18 protein-coding genes and 1 other annotated feature are annotated in these 19,508 nt (G+C 45.2%); all 18 genes read right to left on the bottom strand.

What is annotated here, in order from left to right; genetic code table 11:
- Positions 1–50: 50 nt before the first annotated feature.
- The gene (gene rplB / locus MHB72_RS00755; RefSeq protein ID WP_020449861.1) at positions 51–884 is read right to left on the bottom strand and encodes a 50S ribosomal protein L2; all 834 of its coding nucleotides are present in this window, start codon (positions 882–884) and stop codon (positions 51–53) included.
- 31 nt (positions 885–915) lie between these two features.
- A complete protein-coding gene (rplW, locus tag MHB72_RS00750; RefSeq protein WP_020449860.1) occupies positions 916–1,203 on the bottom strand; it encodes a 50S ribosomal protein L23 in 288 nt (95 codons plus the stop codon).
- Positions 1,203–1,826, bottom strand: a complete 624-nt coding sequence (gene rplD, locus MHB72_RS00745) for a 50S ribosomal protein L4 (RefSeq protein ID WP_020449859.1) — start codon at positions 1,824–1,826, stop codon at positions 1,203–1,205. The genes rplW and rplD overlap by 1 nt, the downstream gene beginning before the upstream one ends.
- 27 nt (positions 1,827–1,853) lie before the next feature.
- A complete protein-coding gene (rplC, locus tag MHB72_RS00740; RefSeq protein WP_020449858.1) occupies positions 1,854–2,483 on the bottom strand; it encodes a 50S ribosomal protein L3 in 630 nt (209 codons plus the stop codon).
- A 38-nt stretch (positions 2,484–2,521) separates the two neighbouring features.
- Positions 2,522–2,830: a 30S ribosomal protein S10 gene (rpsJ, locus tag MHB72_RS00735; protein WP_003156464.1), complete on the bottom strand. Its 309-nt coding sequence runs from the start codon at positions 2,828–2,830 to the stop codon at positions 2,522–2,524.
- Positions 2,831–3,120: 290 nt separating this feature from the next.
- Positions 3,121–4,311 (bottom strand): elongation factor Tu, encoded by a 1,191-nt coding sequence (gene tuf, locus MHB72_RS00730; protein ID WP_023855913.1) that lies wholly within the window; start codon positions 4,309–4,311, stop codon positions 3,121–3,123.
- A gap of 119 nt (positions 4,312–4,430) precedes the next feature.
- Positions 4,431–6,509 (bottom strand): elongation factor G, encoded by a 2,079-nt coding sequence (gene fusA, locus MHB72_RS00725; RefSeq protein ID WP_023855914.1) that lies wholly within the window; start codon positions 6,507–6,509, stop codon positions 4,431–4,433.
- A gap of 49 nt (positions 6,510–6,558) precedes the next feature.
- The gene (gene rpsG / locus MHB72_RS00720; protein WP_003178317.1) at positions 6,559–7,029 is read right to left on the bottom strand and encodes a 30S ribosomal protein S7; all 471 of its coding nucleotides are present in this window, start codon (positions 7,027–7,029) and stop codon (positions 6,559–6,561) included.
- A gap of 165 nt (positions 7,030–7,194) precedes the next feature.
- Entirely contained in the window at positions 7,195–7,611 is a 417-nt protein-coding gene (gene rpsL / locus MHB72_RS00715) for a 30S ribosomal protein S12 (RefSeq protein WP_020449855.1), read from the bottom strand.
- A gap of 104 nt (positions 7,612–7,715) precedes the next feature.
- The gene (locus tag MHB72_RS00710; RefSeq protein ID WP_023855916.1) at positions 7,716–7,964 is read right to left on the bottom strand and encodes a 50S ribosomal protein L7ae-like protein; all 249 of its coding nucleotides are present in this window, start codon (positions 7,962–7,964) and stop codon (positions 7,716–7,718) included.
- A 120-nt stretch (positions 7,965–8,084) separates the two neighbouring features.
- A complete protein-coding gene (rpoC, locus tag MHB72_RS00705; protein ID WP_020449853.1) occupies positions 8,085–11,684 on the bottom strand; it encodes a DNA-directed RNA polymerase subunit beta' in 3,600 nt (1,199 codons plus the stop codon).
- Between the two features lie 59 nt (positions 11,685–11,743).
- Positions 11,744–15,325 carry a DNA-directed RNA polymerase subunit beta gene (gene rpoB, locus MHB72_RS00700; RefSeq protein ID WP_020449852.1) on the bottom strand — a complete coding sequence of 1,194 codons (3,582 nt, stop codon included), beginning with the start codon at positions 15,323–15,325 and terminating at the stop codon, positions 11,744–11,746.
- A 250-nt stretch (positions 15,326–15,575) separates the two neighbouring features.
- Positions 15,576–16,181 (bottom strand): class I SAM-dependent methyltransferase, encoded by a 606-nt coding sequence (locus MHB72_RS00695; RefSeq protein WP_216922086.1) that lies wholly within the window; start codon positions 16,179–16,181, stop codon positions 15,576–15,578.
- Between the two features lie 139 nt (positions 16,182–16,320).
- Positions 16,321–16,692, bottom strand: a complete 372-nt coding sequence (gene rplL / locus MHB72_RS00690; RefSeq protein ID WP_003178305.1) for a 50S ribosomal protein L7/L12 — start codon at positions 16,690–16,692, stop codon at positions 16,321–16,323.
- Between the two features lie 44 nt (positions 16,693–16,736).
- Positions 16,737–17,237, bottom strand: a complete 501-nt coding sequence (gene rplJ / locus MHB72_RS00685; protein ID WP_003178304.1) for a 50S ribosomal protein L10 — start codon at positions 17,235–17,237, stop codon at positions 16,737–16,739.
- Positions 17,238–17,306: 69 nt separating this feature from the next.
- Positions 17,307–17,448, bottom strand: a sequence feature (ribosomal protein L10 leader region).
- A 50-nt stretch (positions 17,449–17,498) separates the two neighbouring features.
- Positions 17,499–18,197 carry a 50S ribosomal protein L1 gene (gene rplA, locus MHB72_RS00680; RefSeq protein ID WP_020449850.1) on the bottom strand — a complete coding sequence of 233 codons (699 nt, stop codon included), beginning with the start codon at positions 18,195–18,197 and terminating at the stop codon, positions 17,499–17,501.
- 101 nt (positions 18,198–18,298) lie between these two features.
- Entirely contained in the window at positions 18,299–18,724 is a 426-nt protein-coding gene (gene rplK / locus MHB72_RS00675) for a 50S ribosomal protein L11 (RefSeq protein WP_003178300.1), read from the bottom strand.
- 169 nt (positions 18,725–18,893) lie between these two features.
- The gene (nusG, locus tag MHB72_RS00670; RefSeq protein ID WP_003178298.1) at positions 18,894–19,427 is read right to left on the bottom strand and encodes a transcription termination/antitermination protein NusG; all 534 of its coding nucleotides are present in this window, start codon (positions 19,425–19,427) and stop codon (positions 18,894–18,896) included.
- Positions 19,428–19,508 lie beyond the last annotated feature (81 nt).

Below are 19,508 nucleotides of genomic sequence, written 5' to 3'. Positions count from 1 at the left end.
CCTCCCTTCGTGATTGCACTACGGTCCGATATGAACCGTAGACAACCCCGTTATTTATTTTTACGACGACGTACGATGAATTTATCTGATTTGTTCTTTTTCTTACGAGTTTTGAATCCAAGAGTTGGTTTACCCCATGGAGACATAGGTGATTTACGTCCGATCGGAGCGCGTCCTTCACCACCACCGTGCGGGTGATCGTTAGGGTTCATAACAGAACCGCGAACTGTAGGACGGATGCCTTTCCAGCGTGAACGTCCTGCTTTACCGATGTTGATCAGTTCGTGCTGTTCGTTACCTACTTGACCGATAGAAGCACGGCAAGCAGAAAGAATCATGCGAACTTCACCGGAGTTCAGACGTACAAGAACGTATTTTCCTTCTTTACCAAGAACTTGAGCAGATGTACCAGCTGAACGTACAAGCTGTCCGCCTTTTCCAGGTTTTAATTCAATGTTGTGCACGACTGTACCAACAGGGATGTTGATCAGTGGAAGTGCGTTACCTACTTTAATGTCAGCTTCTGGTCCTGACATGATTTCAGTTCCTACTTGAAGGCCCTTAGGAGCCAGGATGTAGCGTTTTTCTCCGTCTACATAGTTAATTAGAGCAATGTTAGCTGAACGGTTTGGATCGTACTCAACTGTAGCAACGCGTCCAGGTATACCATCTTTATCGCGTTTGAAGTCGATAATACGGTATTGGCGTTTATGTCCGCCGCCTTGATGACGTACAGTTAATTTACCTTGGTTGTTGCGTCCGCCTTTTTTGTGAAGCGGGGCAAGCAAGGATTTTTCCGGCTGATCTGTCGTGATTTCCGCGAAATCAGACGTAGTCATGCCGCGACGTCCGTTAGAGGTCGGTTTGTACTTTTTAATCGCCATTTTGAATTTCCCTCCTTCTTTTTACAAGTGATTAAGCTTCAAAAATTTCGATTTCTTTGCTGTCTTCAGTAAGCTTAACAATCGCTTTTCTGCGTTTGTTTGTCATACCAGAGTAGCGGCCGACACGTTTGAATTTCCCTTTGTAGTTCATGATGTTGACTTTTTCAACTTTCACTCCAAAGATTTGCTCAACAGCGTCTTTCACTTCTGTTTTGTTAGCTCTTACGTCTACTTCAAACGTATATTTTTTCTCAGTCATTAAATCAGCAGAACGTTCAGTAATGACGGGGCGCTTTAGAACATCACGAGGATCTTTCATTATGCAAGCACCTCCTCTACTTTTTCAACCGCTGCTTTCGTGATCACAAGCTTCTCATGACCGACAACATCGAGGACGTTGATTCCGTTAGCTTCAACAACAGTAACTCCTGGAAGGTTACGAGCAGATAGTTCAACTGTCTCGTTTGCATCCGCAGTTACGATTAAAGCTTTCTTCTCGATAGACAGACCTTTAAGGATAGCTGCCATTTCTTTTGTTTTAACCGCATCAAGATTAAGATCTTCAAGAACGATCAAGTTGTTGTCATTCACTTTAGAAGACAATGCTGATTTGATAGCCAAGCGGCGAACTTTTTTCGGTAATTTATATGCATAGCTGCGTGGTGTAGGTCCGAATACGATACCACCTCCGCGCCATTGCGGTGAACGGATAGATCCCTGACGAGCACGGCCGGTACCTTTTTGACGCCAAGGTTTGCGACCTCCGCCACGTACTTCCGAACGATTTTTTACTTTATGAGTTCCTTGACGTAAGGAAGCTCTTTGCATAAGAATAGCGTCGAATACTACGCTCTCATTTGGCTCGATTCCAAATACAGAGTCGTTTAATTCGATATCACCAGCAGTAGAACCGTTTTGGTTATATAAAGCTACTTTTGGCATGATCAATTTCCTCCTTTCCTAAGAGAATTATTTAGATTTAACAGCGCTTTTAACAGCGACTAATGATTTTTTCGCACCAGGAACGTTACCTTTAACTAAAAGAAGATTGCGCTCTGCATCAACTTTTACGATTTCAAGGTTTTGAACAGTGATTTGCTCTCCGCCCATACGTCCAGGCAACAGCTTTCCTTTGAATACACGGTTAGGGTCTACCGGTCCCATTGAACCAGGACGGCGATGGTAGCGTGAACCGTGAGACATAGGTCCGCGAGATTGTCCGTGGCGTTTGATAGCGCCTTGGAAACCTTTACCTTTCGATGTTCCTGTTACATCTACGACTTCTCCGTTAGAGAAAATATCAACTTTGACTTCCTGACCAACTTCATACGCATCCATATCCACTCCGCGTAATTCTTTAACGAAGCGCTTAGGAGCAGTTTCCGCTTTTGCAACGTGTCCTTTTTCTGGTTTGTTGGCAAGCTTCTCACGCTTGTCGTCAAAACCGATCTGAATCGCTTCATAGCCGTCGTTTTCAGAAGTTTTCTTCTGAAGTACAACGTTAGGAGCAGCTTCGATAACAGTTACCGGAATAAGATCACCGTTTTCTGCGAAAACTTGCGTCATACCAATTTTTCTTCCTAAGATTCCTTTGGTCATTCGTCACACCTCCTATAAAAATCATTCTATATTTTAGATTAAAGTTTAATTTCGATATCGACACCAGATGGTAAATCTAATCGCATTAGAGCATCGACAGTTTGTGGTGTTGGGTTCACAATGTCGATCAAACGTTTATGTGTACGCATTTCGAATTGCTCACGAGAATCTTTGTATTTGTGCACCGCACGAAGGATTGTGTAAACTGATTTCTCAGTTGGCAACGGAATCGGACCAGAAACGCTGGCTCCGGAACGTTTAGCCGTTTCAACAATCTTCTCAGCAGATTGATCAAGGATTCTATGATCATACGCTTTTAAACGAATACGAATTTTTTGTTTTGCCATTATTTTCCCTCCTTTTCGCCTACTTACATTAGACAATTCTCCGTGAGAAAAACCTGAATCACCTTGCCATGGCAAAGCGGCCGGGTGTGTCAGCAACCTCTCACTTCATCGCAGTCAAAGACCAACATGCACTATTATACAAAATTTATAGGCATGATGCAAGGTAATATTGAATATTACCGGCTTTTGCACACTTTTTTTATTATACAGATTCCAGCAAGGATAATCAAGGACTTCAGGACAAATAAAAAACGAGACCCGGTCGGATCTCGTTTTTTATTTTATAAGTATTATTCAGTGATAGAAGATACTACGCCAGAACCAACTGTACGTCCGCCTTCACGGATAGAGAAGCGAGTTCCGTCTTCGATCGCGATTGTTGAAATCAATTCAACAGTCATTTCGATGTTGTCTCCAGGCATAACCATTTCTACGCCTTCTGGAAGCTGAATGATACCCGTTACGTCAGTTGTACGGAAGTAGAACTGAGGACGGTAGTTAGAGAAGAATGGAGTGTGACGTCCACCCTCTTCTTTAGAAAGAACGTAAACTTCAGCTTTGAACTTTTTATGTGGAGTGATTGTACCTGGTTTAGCAAGTACTTGACCACGTTGGATATCTTCACGAGATACACCGCGAAGAAGTGCACCGATGTTGTCTCCAGCTTCTGCATAGTCAAGAAGCTTACGGAACATTTCAACACCTGTAACAGTTGTTTTGCTGTTTTCTTCTTGAAGACCGATGATTTCAACTTCGTCACCGACTTTAACTTGTCCGCGCTCTACACGTCCAGTAGCAACTGTTCCACGACCTGTGATTGAGAATACGTCCTCAACAGGCATCATGAATGGCTTTTCAGTATCGCGCTCTGGAGTTGGGATGTATTCGTCAACTGCATCCATCAGTTCGAAGATTTTAGCTTCGTATTCAGCGTCACCTTCAAGAGCTTTAAGTGCAGAACCTTTGATAACTGGTACATCGTCACCAGGGAACTCATACTCAGAAAGAAGATCGCGAACTTCCATTTCAACTAGCTCAAGAAGCTCTTCGTCGTCTACCATGTCGCATTTGTTCAAGAATACTACGATGTAAGGCACACCTACGTTACGAGAAAGAAGGATGTGCTCACGAGTTTGTGGCATTGGACCGTCAGCAGCAGATACAACAAGGATCGCTCCGTCCATTTGCGCAGCACCAGTGATCATGTTTTTAACATAGTCAGCGTGTCCTGGGCAGTCAACGTGTGCATAGTGACGAGTTTCTGTTTCGTACTCAACGTGTGCAGTAGAGATTGTGATACCGCGCTCACGCTCTTCTGGAGCACCGTCGATTTGGTCGTATGCCATAGCAGTACCTTTACCAGATTTCTTATGAAGCACAGTTGTGATAGCAGCTGTTAATGTAGTTTTACCATGGTCAACGTGTCCAATTGTACCAATGTTGGCATGTGATTTGGAACGGTCGAATTTTTCTTTAGCCATTCTGAAAATCCTCCTTAAAAAGGTTAGTTTTTGTTATATAGAGTGATAGAAAGTGAAAGCGATGTTTCACTTTCTCATCTTACAATAGTATTTATACTTTAATGAAGAGGCAAAATCAATTATTCACCTTGATTTTTTTTGATGATCTCATCAGCAATGCTCTTAGGCACTTCTTCGTAATGGTCAAAGACCATTGTGAACGTACCGCGTCCTTGTGTGTTTGAACGGAGAGCCGTAGCGTAACCGAACATTTCAGAAAGTGGAACCATCGCGCGAACGACTTGAGCGTTTCCGCGTCCTTCCATACCTTCTACGCGACCGCGGCGTGATGTAATATCACCCATGATGTCTCCCATGTATTCTTCTGGGATAACGACTTCAACTTTGGAGATCGGCTCAAGAATAACCGGGTTACACTTGCTTGCCGCGTTTTTAAGCGCCATTGAAGCAGCGATTTTAAACGCCATTTCGTTTGAGTCGACGTCATGGTAAGAACCGTCAAACAATTTCGCTTTGATGTCGATAACAGGGTAACCTGCGACTACACCGTTTTGAAGTGAATCTTCAAGTCCTGCTTGAACAGCCGGAATGTATTCACGAGGAACGACACCACCGACAATTGCGTTTTCGAACTCAAAGCCTTTTCCTTCTTCGTTTGGAGAGAATTCGATCCAAACGTGTCCGAACTGCCCGCGTCCACCAGACTGACGTACGAATTTACCTTCAACTTGCGCGCTCGCACGGAATGTTTCACGATACGCAACTTGAGGAGCACCAACGTTGGCTTCAACTTTAAATTCGCGTTTCATACGGTCAACGATGATATCAAGGTGAAGCTCACCCATACCGCCGATGATCGTTTGACCTGTTTCAGGGTCAGTATGCGCACGGAATGTTGGATCCTCTTCAGCCAATTTAGCCAGCGCAGTAGACATTTTGTCTTGGTCAGCCTTAGATTTAGGCTCGATTGCAACGTGGATAACAGGCTCAGGGAATTCCATAGATTCAAGAATAACAAGGTTTTTCTCGTCGCAAAGCGTGTCCCCTGTAGTCGTGTCTTTCAAACCTACAGCAGCAGCGATATCCCCTGCGTACACAGTAGAGATTTCTTCACGGCTGTTGGCGTGCATTTGCAGGATACGTCCGACGCGCTCACGTTTGCCTTTTGTTGAGTTTCTTACGTATGAACCGGAATCAAGTGTTCCTGAGTACACACGGAAGAACGTCAATTTACCAACGTAAGGGTCAGTCATAACTTTAAATGCAAGTGCTGAGAAAGGTGCGTCGTCAGAAGACTCACGAGTAACCTCTTCCTCAGAATCAGGCAGAGTACCTTTGATTGCCGGTACGTCAGTTGGAGCTGGCAGGTAGTCAAGAACTGCGTCAAGCACTAATTGAACACCTTTGTTTTTGAAAGCTGAACCACAAAGAACCGGATAGAACTCAACGTTACAAGTTCCTTTGCGGATTGCCGCTTTCAGCTCGTCAACTGTGATTTCTTCGCCTTCCAAGTACTTCATCATAAGCTCTTCATCAAGCTCAGCAACAGCTTCAATCAAGCTGGCGCGAAGCTCTTCAGCTTTGTCTTTGTACTCGGCAGGGATTTCACGCGCATCAGAGCGTGTTCCAAGATCATCTTCATAGTAGTACGCAACGTTTTCTACAAGGTCGATGATCCCTTCGAAATTGTCTTCGGCGCCAATCGGTAATTGGATCGCGTGAGCGTTCGCCTCAAGACGGTCTTTAAGAGTTCCTACAGAGTAAAGGAAGTCCGCACCCGTTTTGTCCATCTTGTTGACAAATACGATACGAGGTACTCCGTAAGTTGTTGCCTGACGCCAAACTGTTTCAGTTTGCGGCTCAACGCCTGATTGTGCGTCAAGAACGGCAACGGCACCATCAAGTACGCGCAGGGAACGTTCAACCTCAACTGTGAAGTCTACGTGTCCTGGTGTGTCGATGATGTTTACGCGGTAACCTTTCCACTGTGCAGTTGTTGCAGCGGATGTGATTGTGATACCGCGTTCTTGTTCCTGCTCCATCCAGTCCATTTGGGAAGCCCCTTCATGAGTTTCACCAATTTTATGGATACGGCCTGTGTAGAACAAGATACGTTCAGTTGTTGTCGTTTTACCGGCATCGATGTGAGCCATGATTCCGATATTACGAGTTTTTTCTAAGGAGAACTCTCTTGCCATTGGGTCTTTTCTCCTTCCTTCTTAGGGAATAATATTTTGTCGTGTGAGATTACCAGCGATAGTGAGCGAACGCTTTGTTTGCTTCAGCCATCTTATGAGTATCTTCACGTTTCTTAACAGCTGCACCAGTGTTGTTAGCTGCATCAAGGATTTCGTTAGCTAAACGCTCTTCCATCGTTTTTTCTCCGCGAAGACGAGCGTAGTTTACTAACCAGCGAAGTCCAAGAGTCGTACGGCGTTCAGGACGAACCTCTACAGGTACTTGGTAGTTTGCACCACCTACGCGGCGTGCTTTAACTTCAAGCACTGGCATGATGTTCTTCAATGCTTGTTCGAAAACCTCCATTGCATCGTTGCCGGTACGTTCTTTAATAATATCGAATGACTTGTATAGGATTGTTTGAGCTTTACCTTTTTTACCGTCGATCATCATTTTGTTGATCAAACGAGTAACCAGTTTAGAGTTGTAAAGCGGATCAGGTAAAACATCTCTTTTTGCTACAGGACCTTTACGTGGCATCTGATTATCCTCCCTTCTCTTGTTACGGGTTTACAGTAAGCAGAGGGATTTCACGGTTCAGCTGCCGGGATCAAACCAGCGCTAGGCGCGAAAAGCCTGATGCCCTTAACAGCATTGCCAGAACTCCTTGCTTTTAAAAACCCTTTTATTTGTATTTAAACGGAATTATTTTTTCTTAGGACGTTTTGTACCGTATTTAGAACGGCCTTGTGCACGGTTTTCAACTCCGGCAGTATCAAGCGCGCCACGCACGATGTGGTAGCGTACCCCCGGTAAGTCTTTTACACGTCCACCGCGGATCAATACGACACTGTGCTCTTGCAGGTTGTGTCCGATACCAGGAATGTAGGCCGTAACCTCGATTCCGTTAGTTAAACGAACACGGGCATATTTACGAAGCGCCGAGTTCGGCTTCTTCGGTGTCATTGTACCGACACGAGTACATACTCCGCGTTTTTGTGGTGAAGATACGTTAGTGTGCTCTTTCTTGAAGCTGTTGTATCCTTTGTTAAGTGCTGGAGACTTAGAATTTTCAACTTTGCTTACGCGTCCTTTGCGGACTAGCTGATTAATTGTAGGCATTTTGTAATTCCTCCCTTCATCATGTTTTATAACCCACATACCCAGGTGGTTCATTTAAAAGCAAAAAACAATGCCTTTGCATAAAAGCAAAAACAACGAGTACGTTATTGAATAATGGCAACAGCTGCAGCTCCGACTTCAATTCCGCAGGCTTTGCCGAGCTTTTTCATGGACTCTGCCATTGAGACGGGAATCCCTTGTTCATTTGCCAGGTTAATAACATCTGACGTCAGAAAAGGATCAGCGTCTTTTGCTACGACGACTTCCTTAACAGAATTGCGCTTCAGCGCTTTGACTGTCTGCTTCGTACCGATAATAATAGATTGAGCCTGTGATACTTTATCATAAGACATCATATATCCTCCAAAGTAACAGGTTTAAATTGAGCACCTTGGTTATATTATCATCCTGAAAGAAGGATGTCAACACATGATGACAATTTTTAGTGACATCCTTCTTTAGGATTTTTTTATTTATTCAGCCGGAACCATTTCATCAGATGATTGGACTTGCAATACCGGCTTCACTTTACGGTAGTTCAGCATACCCGTTCCAGCAGGAACAAGCTTACCGATGATAACATTCTCTTTCAGGCCGAGAAGCTCATCGCGTTTTCCTTTGATTGCTGCATCTGTCAGGACACGTGTTGTTTCCTGGAATGACGCGGCAGACAGGAAGGAATCCGTTTCAAGCGATGCTTTGGTGATACCGAGAAGCACCGGACGGCCTGTTGCAGGGCGTTTGCCTCCGAGCAGAACTTTTTTGTTCGCTTCGGTAAACTGGTGAATATCGAGCAGCGTGCCTGGCAGCACTTCCGTGTCGCCGGCATCGATGACACGCACTTTGCGAAGCATCTGGCGAACCATAACCTCGACGTGCTTATCCCCGATTTCAACCCCTTGCATACGATAAACCTTCTGCACTTCATGAAGGAGGTATTCTTGCACCGTCGTGATGTCAGTAACTTTCAGAAGCTCTTTCGGATCAACCGAACCTTCTGTCAGCACCTGGCCACGGGAAATTTTCTCTCCTTCAGTGACTTTCAGGCGCGCGTTGTAAGGCGCCGTATATGAACGGCTTTCGACTTCGCCCTGAACGACGATTTCCTGCTGTTTGTCACGCACTTCATTGATTTCAGCTACGACACCGTCAATTTCAGAGATCGTCGCTTGACCTTTAGGGTTTCGCGCTTCAAACAATTCCTGGATACGCGGCAAACCTTGTGTAATATCGTCTCCGGCAACCCCGCCCGTATGGAAGGTACGCATTGTTAACTGTGTACCCGGCTCACCAATGGACTGGGCAGCGATGATTCCGACTGCTTCCCCGACTTCGACGTCGGTTCCTGTTGCCAGGTTGCGGCCGTAGCATCGTTTACATACACCATGTGACGTATTACATGTAAATGCGGAGCGGATCCACACTTCTTCAATGCCTGCTTCGACAATTTCGAGCGCTTTATCTTCGTCGATCAGCTCGTTTTCATCCACAAGCACTTCACCTGTTTCCGGATGTTTAACAGGTTTTCTCGCGAATCGGCCGACAAGACGCTCTTCAAGACGCTCGATCACTTCTGTGCCTTCCGTGATGGCTTTGGCAAGAATACCTCGGTCTGTGCCGCAGTCAGTCTCACGAATGATGACGTCTTGGGCTACGTCTACGAGACGGCGTGTCAGGTAACCTGAGTCGGCTGTCTTCAGAGCCGTATCCGCAAGACCTTTACGCGCACCGTGAGTAGAGATAAAGTACTCGAGTACCGTTAAACCTTCGCGGAAGCTTGACTTGATCGGAAGTTCGATGATCCGTCCAGCCGGGTTGGCCATCAGACCGCGCATACCCGCAAGCTGCGTAAAGTTTGATGCGTTACCCCGGGCTCCGGAATCACTCATCATGTAGATCGGGTTGATTTCATCCAGGGATTTCATCAGCTTGCCTTGGATCGTATCTTTAGCTGCACTCCAGATGGAAATGACCCGTTCATAACGCTCTTCTTCAGTAATCAGACCACGTCTGAACTGCTTCATGACGTTATCAACTTTTCCTTGCGCTTCTTCAAGGATTTCCTGTTTGTCGTCCAATACGACGATATCGGAAACACCGACCGTAATTCCGGCTTTTGTCGAATATTTAAATCCAAGGTTTTTCATGCGGTCAAGCATTTTTGATGTTTCTGTAATATGGAATCTTTTGAAGATCTCCGCAATGATTTTACCCAAAATGCCTTTTTTGAACGGCTGGTTGATTTCCTGGTTCTTAATGGCTTCTTTAACATCTGCACCGTAATCCAAGAAGAAACGGTCAGGTGTTTTTTCTTCAATGTTGCTCTTCGTCGGTTCGTTCATGTATGGGAACGACGGCGGAAGAATCTCGTTGAAGATCAGTTTTCCGACAGTTGTAACGAGCAGCTTGGAACGCTGTTCTTCGGTAAATGTTTCATTTTTCAGGGAGTTAACCGCAACGGCTACTCTCGTATGCAAATGAACATATCCGTTTTGATACGCAAGAAGCGCTTCATCCGTATCTTTGAAAACCATACCTTCGCCGACTGCGCCTGGGCGTTCTAGCGTCAGATAGTAGTTTCCAAGCACCATATCCTGAGACGGCGTAACAACCGGTTTTCCGTCTTTAGGGTTCAGGATGTTTTGTGCGGCAAGCATCAAGATGCGCGCCTCAGCTTGCGCTTCTGCTGATAAAGGAACGTGAACCGCCATTTGGTCACCGTCAAAGTCAGCGTTGTATGCCGTACATACAAGCGGATGAAGACGGATGGCACGGCCTTCGACAAGCGTTGGTTCAAACGCTTGAATACCTAATCTGTGAAGCGTAGGTGCACGGTTGAGAAGCACAGGGTGTTCTTTGATAACTGATTCAAGGACATCCCAGACTTCCGGCTGAACGCGCTCAATTTTACGCTTCGCACTCTTAATGTTGTGGGCAAGACCTTTTTCAACAAGCTCTTTCATGACGAATGGCTTGAACAGTTCCAGCGCCATTTCTTTCGGAAGACCGCATTGATACATTTTCAGGTTCGGACCTACGACGATAACCGAACGGCCTGAGTAGTCAACACGTTTACCGAGAAGGTTTTGACGGAAACGGCCTTGTTTACCTTTCAGCATGTGAGAAAGGGATTTTAACGGTCTGTTTCCCGGACCTGTAACAGGACGGCCTCTGCGTCCGTTATCGATCAGCGCGTCCACGGCTTCTTGAAGCATGCGCTTTTCGTTTTGAACGATAATGCTTGGCGCTCCAAGATCCAAAAGACGTTTTAAACGATTGTTACGGTTGATGACACGGCGGTACAAATCGTTCAGATCGGAAGTTGCAAAACGTCCACCGTCAAGCTGTACCATCGGTCTCAGCTCAGGCGGAATGACCGGAAGAACGTCGAGGATCATCCAGGACGGCTTATTTCCGGAGTTGCGGAATGCTTCCAATACTTCCAAGCGTTTGATCGCACGTGTGCGGCGCTGTCCTTGTGACGTTTTAAGCTCTTCTTTCAGCATATCCACTTCTTTATCGAGGTCGATATCTTGAAGGAGCTTATGAATCGCTTCAGCACCCATTGATGCCTGGAATTTATTTCCGTATTTATCAAGGTACGCCCGGTACTCTTTTTCAGAAAGAAGCTGTTTTTTCTCAAGCGGTGTATTGGCCGGATCTGTTACGACATAAGAAGCAAAGTAAATGACTTCTTCCAATGCGCGCGGAGACATATCCAGCACAAGACCCATACGGCTCGGGATTCCTTTAAAATACCAGATGTGAGAAACAGGGGCTGCCAGCTCGATATGCCCCATTCTCTCACGACGGACTTTAGCCCGGGTTACTTCAACTCCACAACGGTCGCAGACTACGCCTTTATAACGAACCCGCTTGTACTTTCCGCAGTGGCATTCCCAGTCCTTTTGAGGACCGAAAATGCGCTCGCAGAATAGACCATCTTTTTCAGGTTTCAAAGTACGATAGTTGATTGTTTCAGGCTTTTTCACTTCTCCGTAAGACCATGAACGGATTTTGTCAGGTGAAGCGAGACCGATGTTCATATACTCAAAATTGTTCACATCCAGCAAGGGGCCTACCTCCCTTTTTATCTTCGGGTTATACCCTGTCACTTGCGTATAAAATTCGTTTATTCTTTTGTGACGACATCGCGCTCTGCGTCAGCAGAAACGAATTCTTCAGACTCTTCATCATTCGGCAGAGAAAGCCCTTCGTTTTGTTTCGCGTCTTCGTCGTCTTCCAAGTCTCTCATTTCGATTTCTTCTTCGTCGCTTGATAGGATTTTGACGTCCATACCTAAGCTTTGAAGCTCTTTGATCAATACTTTGAACGATTCCGGAACACCAGGTTCTGGAACATTGTCGCCTTTTACGATGGCTTCGTATGTTTTCACACGGCCTACGACATCATCCGATTTAACAGTCAGGATTTCTTGAAGTGTATATGCTGCACCGTAAGCTTCAAGCGCCCAAACTTCCATCTCTCCAAAACGCTGTCCACCGAACTGCGCTTTACCTCCGAGAGGCTGCTGGGTAACGAGTGAGTAAGGACCTGTAGAACGCGCGTGCAATTTGTCGTCAACCATGTGAGCCAATTTGATCATGTACATGATGCCGACAGACACCCGGTTGTCAAACGGCTCCCCAGTTCGGCCGTCGTAAAGGACTGTCTTTGCGTCCCTTGACATGCCGGCTTCTTCAAGCGTTTCCCACACATCTTCTTCGCGGGCACCGTCAAATACCGGCGACGCGACATGCAGACCGAGACGGCGTGCAGCCATACCAAGGTGCAGCTCCAACACCTGCCCGATGTTCATACGCGATGGTACGCCCAGCGGGTTTAACATGATGTCAATCGGTGTTCCGTCAGGCAGATACGGCATATCTTCCTCCGGAAGGATTTTCGAAATAACACCTTTGTTCCCGTGGCGTCCGGCCATTTTGTCCCCTTCAGAAATTTTACGCTTCTGAACGATGTAAACGCGGACGAGCTGGTTAACGCCCGGAGGCAGTTCGTCTCCGTCTTCGCGGTTGAACACTTTTACATCAAGGATGATACCGCCGCCTCCGTGAGGCACACGCAGCGACGTATCGCGGACTTCACGCGCTTTTTCGCCGAAGATGGCGTGAAGCAGGCGCTCTTCTGCAGTAAGCTCTGTAACACCTTTAGGCGTTACTTTACCAACAAGAAGATCTCCGTCTTTTACTTCAGCACCGACACGGATAATTCCGCGTTCATCGAGATTGCGAAGAGCGTCTTCACCGACGTTTGGAATATCACGTGTAATTTCTTCAGGTCCGAGTTTTGTATCCCGGGCCTCTGATTCGTATTCCTCAATATGAATAGACGTGTATACGTCGTCTTTTACAAGGCGTTCGCTCATGATGATGGCATCCTCGTAGTTGTAGCCATCCCATGTCATAAAGCCGACCATGACGTTGCGTCCAAGGGCAAGCTCACCTTTTTCCATAGACGGACCGTCAGCTAAAATTTCACCTTTTACAACCTCATCACCGACGCTTACGATCGGACGCTGGTTGTAGCAAGTTCCCTGGTTGGAACGAACAAACTTCAGCAGGCTGTATTTATCAAGGTTCCCTTTGACTTTCTGGCCGTCGACTTCTTCATAGCGGCGCACCCAGATGTTTTTTGCTTCCACCCGTTCAACGATTCCAGGATGGCGGCAAATAACAGCGGCACCGGAGTCTTTTGCAGATACATACTCCATTCCGGTTCCGACGATCGGAGATTCAGGCTGCATAAGAGGTACAGCCTGCCGTTGCATGTTCGCTCCCATTAGGGCGCGGTTTGAGTCGTCGTTTTCCAAGAAAGGAATACATGCAGTCGCGGCAGAGACAACCTGTTTAGGCGAAACGTCCATATAGTCGACGCGGTCTTTCGGAACAACGGTGTTCTCCCCTCTGAAACGGGCGACGATGCTGTCATCCACAAAAGATCCGTCATCATTCAGACGTGCGTTAGCCTGGGCAACGACATAGTTGTCTTCTTCATCAGCTGTCAAGTAATCGATTCTCGGCGTTACTTTTCCAGTCTCAGGGTCAACGCGGCGATACGGCGTTTCGATGAAGCCGAAACGGTTCACTTTCGCGAATGAAGAAAGCGAGTTGATCAAACCGATGTTTGGACCCTCAGGAGTTTCAATCGGACACATCCGGCCGTAGTGGGAATAGTGAACGTCACGGACTTCCATTCCGGCGCGCTCACGGGTCAAACCGCCCGGTCCGAGCGCTGACAGACGGCGCTTATGCGTCAGCTCAGCAAGCGGATTCGTCTGATCCATAAACTGAGAAAGCTGCGAGCTTCCGAAAAACTCTTTGATTGATGCGATGACAGGGCGAATATTGATCAGCTGCTGTGGCGTGATCGTGTTTGTATCTTGAATAGACATTCTTTCACGAACAACACGCTCCATTCTGCTTAAACCGATACGGAATTGGTTTTGCAGAAGCTCTCCCACTGAACGGAGACGGCGGTTTCCTAAATGGTCGATATCGTCGGTATCGCCCACTCCGTGAAGCAGGTTAAAGAAATAGCTGATGGAAGAGATAATATCAGAAGGTGTAATATTTTTAACGCCTTCTTCAATATAAGCATTTCCAATCACATTGATTGTCTGCTCCCCTTCTTGATCTGTCGGGGCATAGATTTTAATAGACTGAAGCGTCACTTCATCTTCGACAACTCCGCCGTTCGGATACAGCTTTTTAAAACCGATTCCGTTTTCAAGGTACGGAAGGACTTTGTCAAGCGTTCTTCTGTCTAAAATCGCGCCTTTTTCGGCAAGAATTTCGCCTGTTTCAGGATCGATCAGCGTTTCAGCAAGCCGCTGATTAAACAGTCTGTTTTTGATGTGAAGCTTTTTATTAATTTTATAACGTCCTACACTTGCAAGGTCATATCTTTTCGGATCAAAGAACCTTGAATCAAGCAGGCTTTTTGCGTTTTCTACTGTAGGCGGCTCTCCTGGACGAAGACGCTCGTAGATTTCAAGAAGCGCTTTATCGGTGTTTTCCGTATTATCTTTATCAAGCGTATTGCGCAAATACTCGTTTTCACCGATGAGATCAATGATCTCTTGGTCAGATCCGAAGCCAAGAGCACGCAAAAGAACCGTAACCGGCAACTTACGTGTGCGATCGATGCGTACATAAACAACATCTTTCGCATCAGTCTCGTATTCTAACCATGCGCCACGGTTTGGAATGACAGTCGCGGTAAAACCTTTCTTACCGTTTTTGTCTACTTTACCACTAAAATATACACTTGGAGAACGAACGAGCTGAGATACAATGACCCGTTCCGCACCGTTGATAATAAAGGTTCCAGTGTCTGTCATAATAGGGAAATCACCCATGAAGACATCCTGATCCTTTACTTCACCGGTCTCTTTGTTGATTAAGCGGACCTTAACACGCAGCGGAGCTGAGTAGGTCACGTCGCGCTCTTTTGATTCTTCTACCGGATACTTAGGCTCGCCCAAGCTGTAGTCGATAAATTCCAGAGAGAGGTTACCAGTGAAATCCTCAATTGGCGATATGTCTTGAAACATCTCTCTAAGACCCTCATCAAGAAACCACTGATAAGAAGAGGTTTGAATTTCAATGAGATTTGGTAATTCTAACACTTCGCTAATGCGTGCATAGCTTCTGCGCTGGCGGTGTCGTCCATACTGAACTAGTTGACCTGTCAACTGATTCACCCCTCAAATCATGCGTAATATATGTGTAACAAGCATTTCTTCCGCAAATATGTAAGAAATACTTTTACAAGACAAAAGAAAAAAGGGTTTCTAATTTAGAAAACCACATCCAAAAACAAAATACCGATTTTATTAGTGTTCCCAAAAATGTATATTTTATACAAACCTAGGCGTTTCTTAAAAACAGCAGCAAAATATATACATTGGCATTTTATAATATTAACATAGCTGAAAATCCGAGTCAAACTTTTTTTGCTTTGATGATATAGTACCCTTTCTTTTTGTGAACGACTTCAACGTCCGCAAAAAGTTCTTTTAATTTTTCAATGGCAGAAGGCCCGCCTTGTTTTTTCTGAATGACGACCCACAGGTCTCCTGAAGGCCGCAAATGTTCAGCGCTTTTTTCAAAGATGGCGTGCACAGTTTTTTTCCCGGCGCGTATGGGGGGATTAGTAATAATAGAAGCGAATTTTTTTGCAGGTTCGACGTTGGCAAACAGATCACTCTGATAGATCTTTGTGTTGTCGATCTGATTATTTAACGCGTTTTCCTTCGAAAGTTCGACAGCTCTTTCATTAACATCGATCATGTGAACCATTCGATCTTCGAAATCCGCAGCAAGCGAAAGACCAATCGGGCCATAGCCGCAGCCTACATCCAAAAAATCACCTTCTGTATCCGGTTCCCGGAAAGCTTCAATCAGCAGCCTTGAGCCAAAGTCCACTTCTCTTTTTGAAAAAACTCCGCTGTCGCTGATAAAAGTAAACGTCCGGTTTCTCAAGCGAAATGCCCACGTTGATCTGCTGCTTTTTGCTGAAGGTTTTTCCGAATAATAATGGTCAGTCATCACAGAACCTCCTCAGTTGGTGAACTCTCCAGATATCTTGAAACAAGATGGCGTATCTTATGCGGAAGGGACTACAATTAATTAGCAAAGAAAAAGCCCGCTTTTAAAAGCGAGCTTTCCCCTAAAGATTAGGTGAAGATTACTTAACTTCTACAGAAGCGCCAACTTCTTCAAGTTTAGCTTTAAGCTCTTCAGCTTCTTCTTTCGCAATACCTTCTTTAAGAGGTTTTGGAGTGTTGTCAACAAGTTCTTTAGCTTCTTTCAAGCCAAGACCAGTGATTTCACGAACAACTTTGATAACTTTGATTTTTTGATCTCCTGCACCAGCAAGAACAAGATCAAATTCAGTTTTTTCTTCAGCAGCACCGCCTGCAGCAGCTCCGCCAGCTACAGCTACAGGAGCAGCAGCAGTTACGCCAAATTCTTCTTCGATTGCTTTTACTAAGTCGTTCAATTCAAGTACAGTTGCTTCTTTAACGGAAGCAATGATTTCTTCGATATTTAAAGCCATTTGTAATTCCTCCATTTTGTTTTATTTTTTAGATACTGATGCTATTAAGCGCCTTGTTCTTCCTTTTGTTCTGCAACAGCTTTAGTTGCAAGAGCAAGGTTGCGAACTGGAGCTTGAAGTACGCTAAGCAACATAGAAAGCAAGCCTTCGCGAGATGGAAGTTCAGCAAGAGCTTTCACTTCTTCAACTGTAGATACTTTGCCTTCGATTACGCCCGCTTTGATTTCAAGAGCTTCGTGCTTTTTAGCAAACTCGTTAAGAACTTTAGCTGGAGCGACAACATCTTCAGTGCTGAATGCAATCGCATTCGGTCCTGTTAAGAAATCGTTCAAACCATCAAGTTCAGCTTGTTCAACCGCACGGCGAGTCATCGTGTTTTTGTACACTTTGAACTCAACGTTAGCTTCGCGAAGCTGTTTACGAAGTTCTGTTACTTCAGCTACGTTAAGGCCGCGATAGTCAACGATGATCGTTGATTTACTTTCTTTCAGTTTAGAAGTAATTTCTTCAACAACAACTTTTTTTGTTTCAATTGCGCTGCTCATGGTTACACCTCCTGTAAGATTCATCTGTGTAACACTTATACCGTTCGGTGATCACGTTCTTTAACGACATCTTCCATATAAAAAGCCTCCATTCGACATGGAGGCTGTATATACAAGCATACGTAACGCTAGAGCTGTGATATATATACACCTCGGTAGGAGATTAAGCCTTATCGGCACCTACTGTCTACGGTATAAATGGACATATTTTATTTTTACAACGTTTTGAATTATATCAGAACGTCTTATCAAAAGTCAATATTATTTTACGTTGAAAGTTGAAGGGTCCACTTTGATTCCAGGTCCCATTGTAGATGTAACAGAAACGTTTTTCACGTATACACCTTTAGCAGCAGCAGGTTTCGCTTTCAAAATTGTGTCGTACATTGTCGCGAAGTTTTCTACAAGCTTGCCTTCTTCGAATGACACTTTTCCGATTGGAACGTGGATGTTTCCTGCTTTATCAACGCGGTATTCAACTTTACCAGCTTTGATTTCGTTGACTGCTTTTTCAACTTCGAAAGTAACCGTTCCTGTTTTAGGGTTTGGCATAAGACCTTTTGGTCCAAGCACGCGTCCGATTTTACCGACTTCACCCATCATATCAGGAGTCGCAACGATTACATCAAAATCAAACCAGCCTTGCTGAATTTTGTTGATGTAATCAGAATCGCCTACGTAGTCTGCACCAGCAGCTTCCGCTTCTTTCGCTTTTTCGCCCTTAGCGAAAACAAGAACGCGCTGAGTTTTGCCTGTTCCGTTTGGAAGTACAACTGCACCGCGGATTTGCTGGTCGTTTTTACGAGGGTCAACACCTAAACGGAATGCCGCTTCAACAGTGGCATCGAATTTAGCTGTGTTTGTTTTTTTCACAAGCTCAATCGCTTCGTTTACGTCGTAAGCTTTTGTACGCTCTACAAGCTTGGCAGCTTCGACGTATTTTTTACCTTTTTTAGCCATTTTAAAATTTCCTCCTTAGTGGTTTTAGCGGAATAACCTCCCACGAATAAGGGTTGCGAACTTGTCTGATCCAAACTCGCAACCCAGCAAAGAGACAAAAATTAGTCTTCGATCACAATACCCATACTGCGGGCAGTTCCTTCAACCATACGCATAGCCGCTTCAACATCTGCCGCATTTAAGTCAGGCATTTTTGTTTCGGCGATTTCACGTACTTTATCGCGTTTAACGGTTGCGACTTTATTACGGTTAGGCTCACCAGAACCTGACTCAATTCCAGCCGCTTTTTTAAGCAATACAGCAGCAGGCGGAGTTTTTGTGATAAATGTAAATGAACGGTCTTCGTAAACCGAAATTTCTACAGGAATGATCAGACCAGCTTGGTCAGATGTACGAGCGTTAAACTCCTTACAGAATCCCATGATGTTAACACCGGCTTGACCCAATGCAGGACCAACTGGCGGAGCTGGATTCGCTTTTCCAGCAGGAATTTGCAATTTTACAACTTTAACTACTTTTTTAGCCACGAGACACACCTCCTTAAGTCCGTGATGTGGTAATAGGGTGAACCCTCCCACTCAAGGTCTCATTCTTTATATGAATGATGAAAATATCAAGCTAGCTGCCTTGACCTTTTTGCCAAGACGCACCTTTGTATATTATCACTTTTATATAGTGATTTCAAGCGCTTTTCCATTACAATTTGTCAACTTGAGTAAATTCGAGCTCAACCGGGGTCTCTCTTCCGAACATATTAACGAATACTTTGACTTTATTTTTGTCGTGGTCGATCTCTTCGATCGTCCCTGTGAAATCAGCAAACGGGCCGTCGATCACCTTGACGGTTTCTTTTAATTCAAAGTCGATTTCTGTTTTTCTTTCTTCAAGCCCCATCCGCTTCAGAATTTTTTCCGCTTCGCCCGGAAGCAGCGCAGTCGGCTTTGAACCTGATCCGGCTGAACCGACAAACCCGGTCACGCCAGGCGTATTTCGAACAACATACCAGGAATCATCCGTCATGACTAGTTCGACAAGTACATACCCAGGGAATACTTTCTTTTTAACGACTTTTTTCTTGCCGTTTTTAATATCGGTTTCTTCCTCTTCAGGTACAACGACGCGGAATATCTTATCCTGCATCCCCATCGATTCCACCCGTTTTTCCAAATTCGCCTTTACTTTATTTTCATAGCCGGAATACGTATGAACCACATACCATTTCTTTTCCATTCTCATTCAGGACCCTTTCAGTCCTTCCCTCCCCACACCTTAAAAGTTTTTGGCCGTACCGGGAAACTGACACTTTCTTTT

Source organism: Bacillus sp. FSL K6-1284 (genome assembly GCF_038002625.1).
In the GTDB taxonomy this organism is placed as follows: Bacteria; Bacillota; Bacilli; order Bacillales; family Bacillaceae; genus Bacillus; species Bacillus paralicheniformis.
This window is presented reverse-complemented; position numbering and strand designations above follow the sequence as displayed.

Excerpts from the sequence above, each read along its gene's own strand:
- rplB (WP_020449861.1), bottom strand. The coding sequence starts at position 884 with ATGGCGATTAAAAAGTACAAACCGACCTCTAACGGACGTCGCGGCATG.
- rplW (WP_020449860.1), bottom strand. The coding sequence starts at position 1,203 with ATGAAAGATCCTCGTGATGTTCTAAAGCGCCCCGTCATTACTGAACGT.
- rplD (WP_020449859.1), bottom strand. The coding sequence starts at position 1,826 with ATGCCAAAAGTAGCTTTATATAACCAAAACGGTTCTACTGCTGGTGAT.
- rplC (WP_020449858.1), bottom strand. The coding sequence starts at position 2,483 with ATGACCAAAGGAATCTTAGGAAGAAAAATTGGTATGACGCAAGTTTTC.
- rpsJ (WP_003156464.1), bottom strand. The coding sequence starts at position 2,830 with ATGGCAAAACAAAAAATTCGTATTCGTTTAAAAGCGTATGATCATAGA.
- tuf (WP_023855913.1), bottom strand. The coding sequence starts at position 4,311 with ATGGCTAAAGAAAAATTCGACCGTTCCAAATCACATGCCAACATTGGT.
- fusA (WP_023855914.1), bottom strand. The coding sequence starts at position 6,509 with ATGGCAAGAGAGTTCTCCTTAGAAAAAACTCGTAATATCGGAATCATG.
- rpsG (WP_003178317.1), bottom strand. The coding sequence starts at position 7,029 with ATGCCACGTAAAGGTCCTGTAGCAAAAAGAGATGTTTTACCTGATCCG.
- rpsL (WP_020449855.1), bottom strand. The coding sequence starts at position 7,611 with ATGCCTACAATTAATCAGCTAGTCCGCAAAGGACGCGTAAGCAAAGTT.
- MHB72_RS00710 (WP_023855916.1), bottom strand. The coding sequence starts at position 7,964 with ATGTCTTATGATAAAGTATCACAGGCTCAATCTATTATTATCGGTACG.
- MHB72_RS00695 (WP_216922086.1), bottom strand. The coding sequence starts at position 16,181 with ATGACTGACCATTATTATTCGGAAAAACCTTCAGCAAAAAGCAGCAGA.
- rplL (WP_003178305.1), bottom strand. The coding sequence starts at position 16,692 with ATGGCTTTAAATATCGAAGAAATCATTGCTTCCGTTAAAGAAGCAACT.
- rplJ (WP_003178304.1), bottom strand. The coding sequence starts at position 17,237 with ATGAGCAGCGCAATTGAAACAAAAAAAGTTGTTGTTGAAGAAATTACT.
- rplA (WP_020449850.1), bottom strand. The coding sequence starts at position 18,197 with ATGGCTAAAAAAGGTAAAAAATACGTCGAAGCTGCCAAGCTTGTAGAG.
- nusG (WP_003178298.1), bottom strand. The coding sequence starts at position 19,427 with ATGGAAAAGAAATGGTATGTGGTTCATACGTATTCCGGCTATGAAAAT.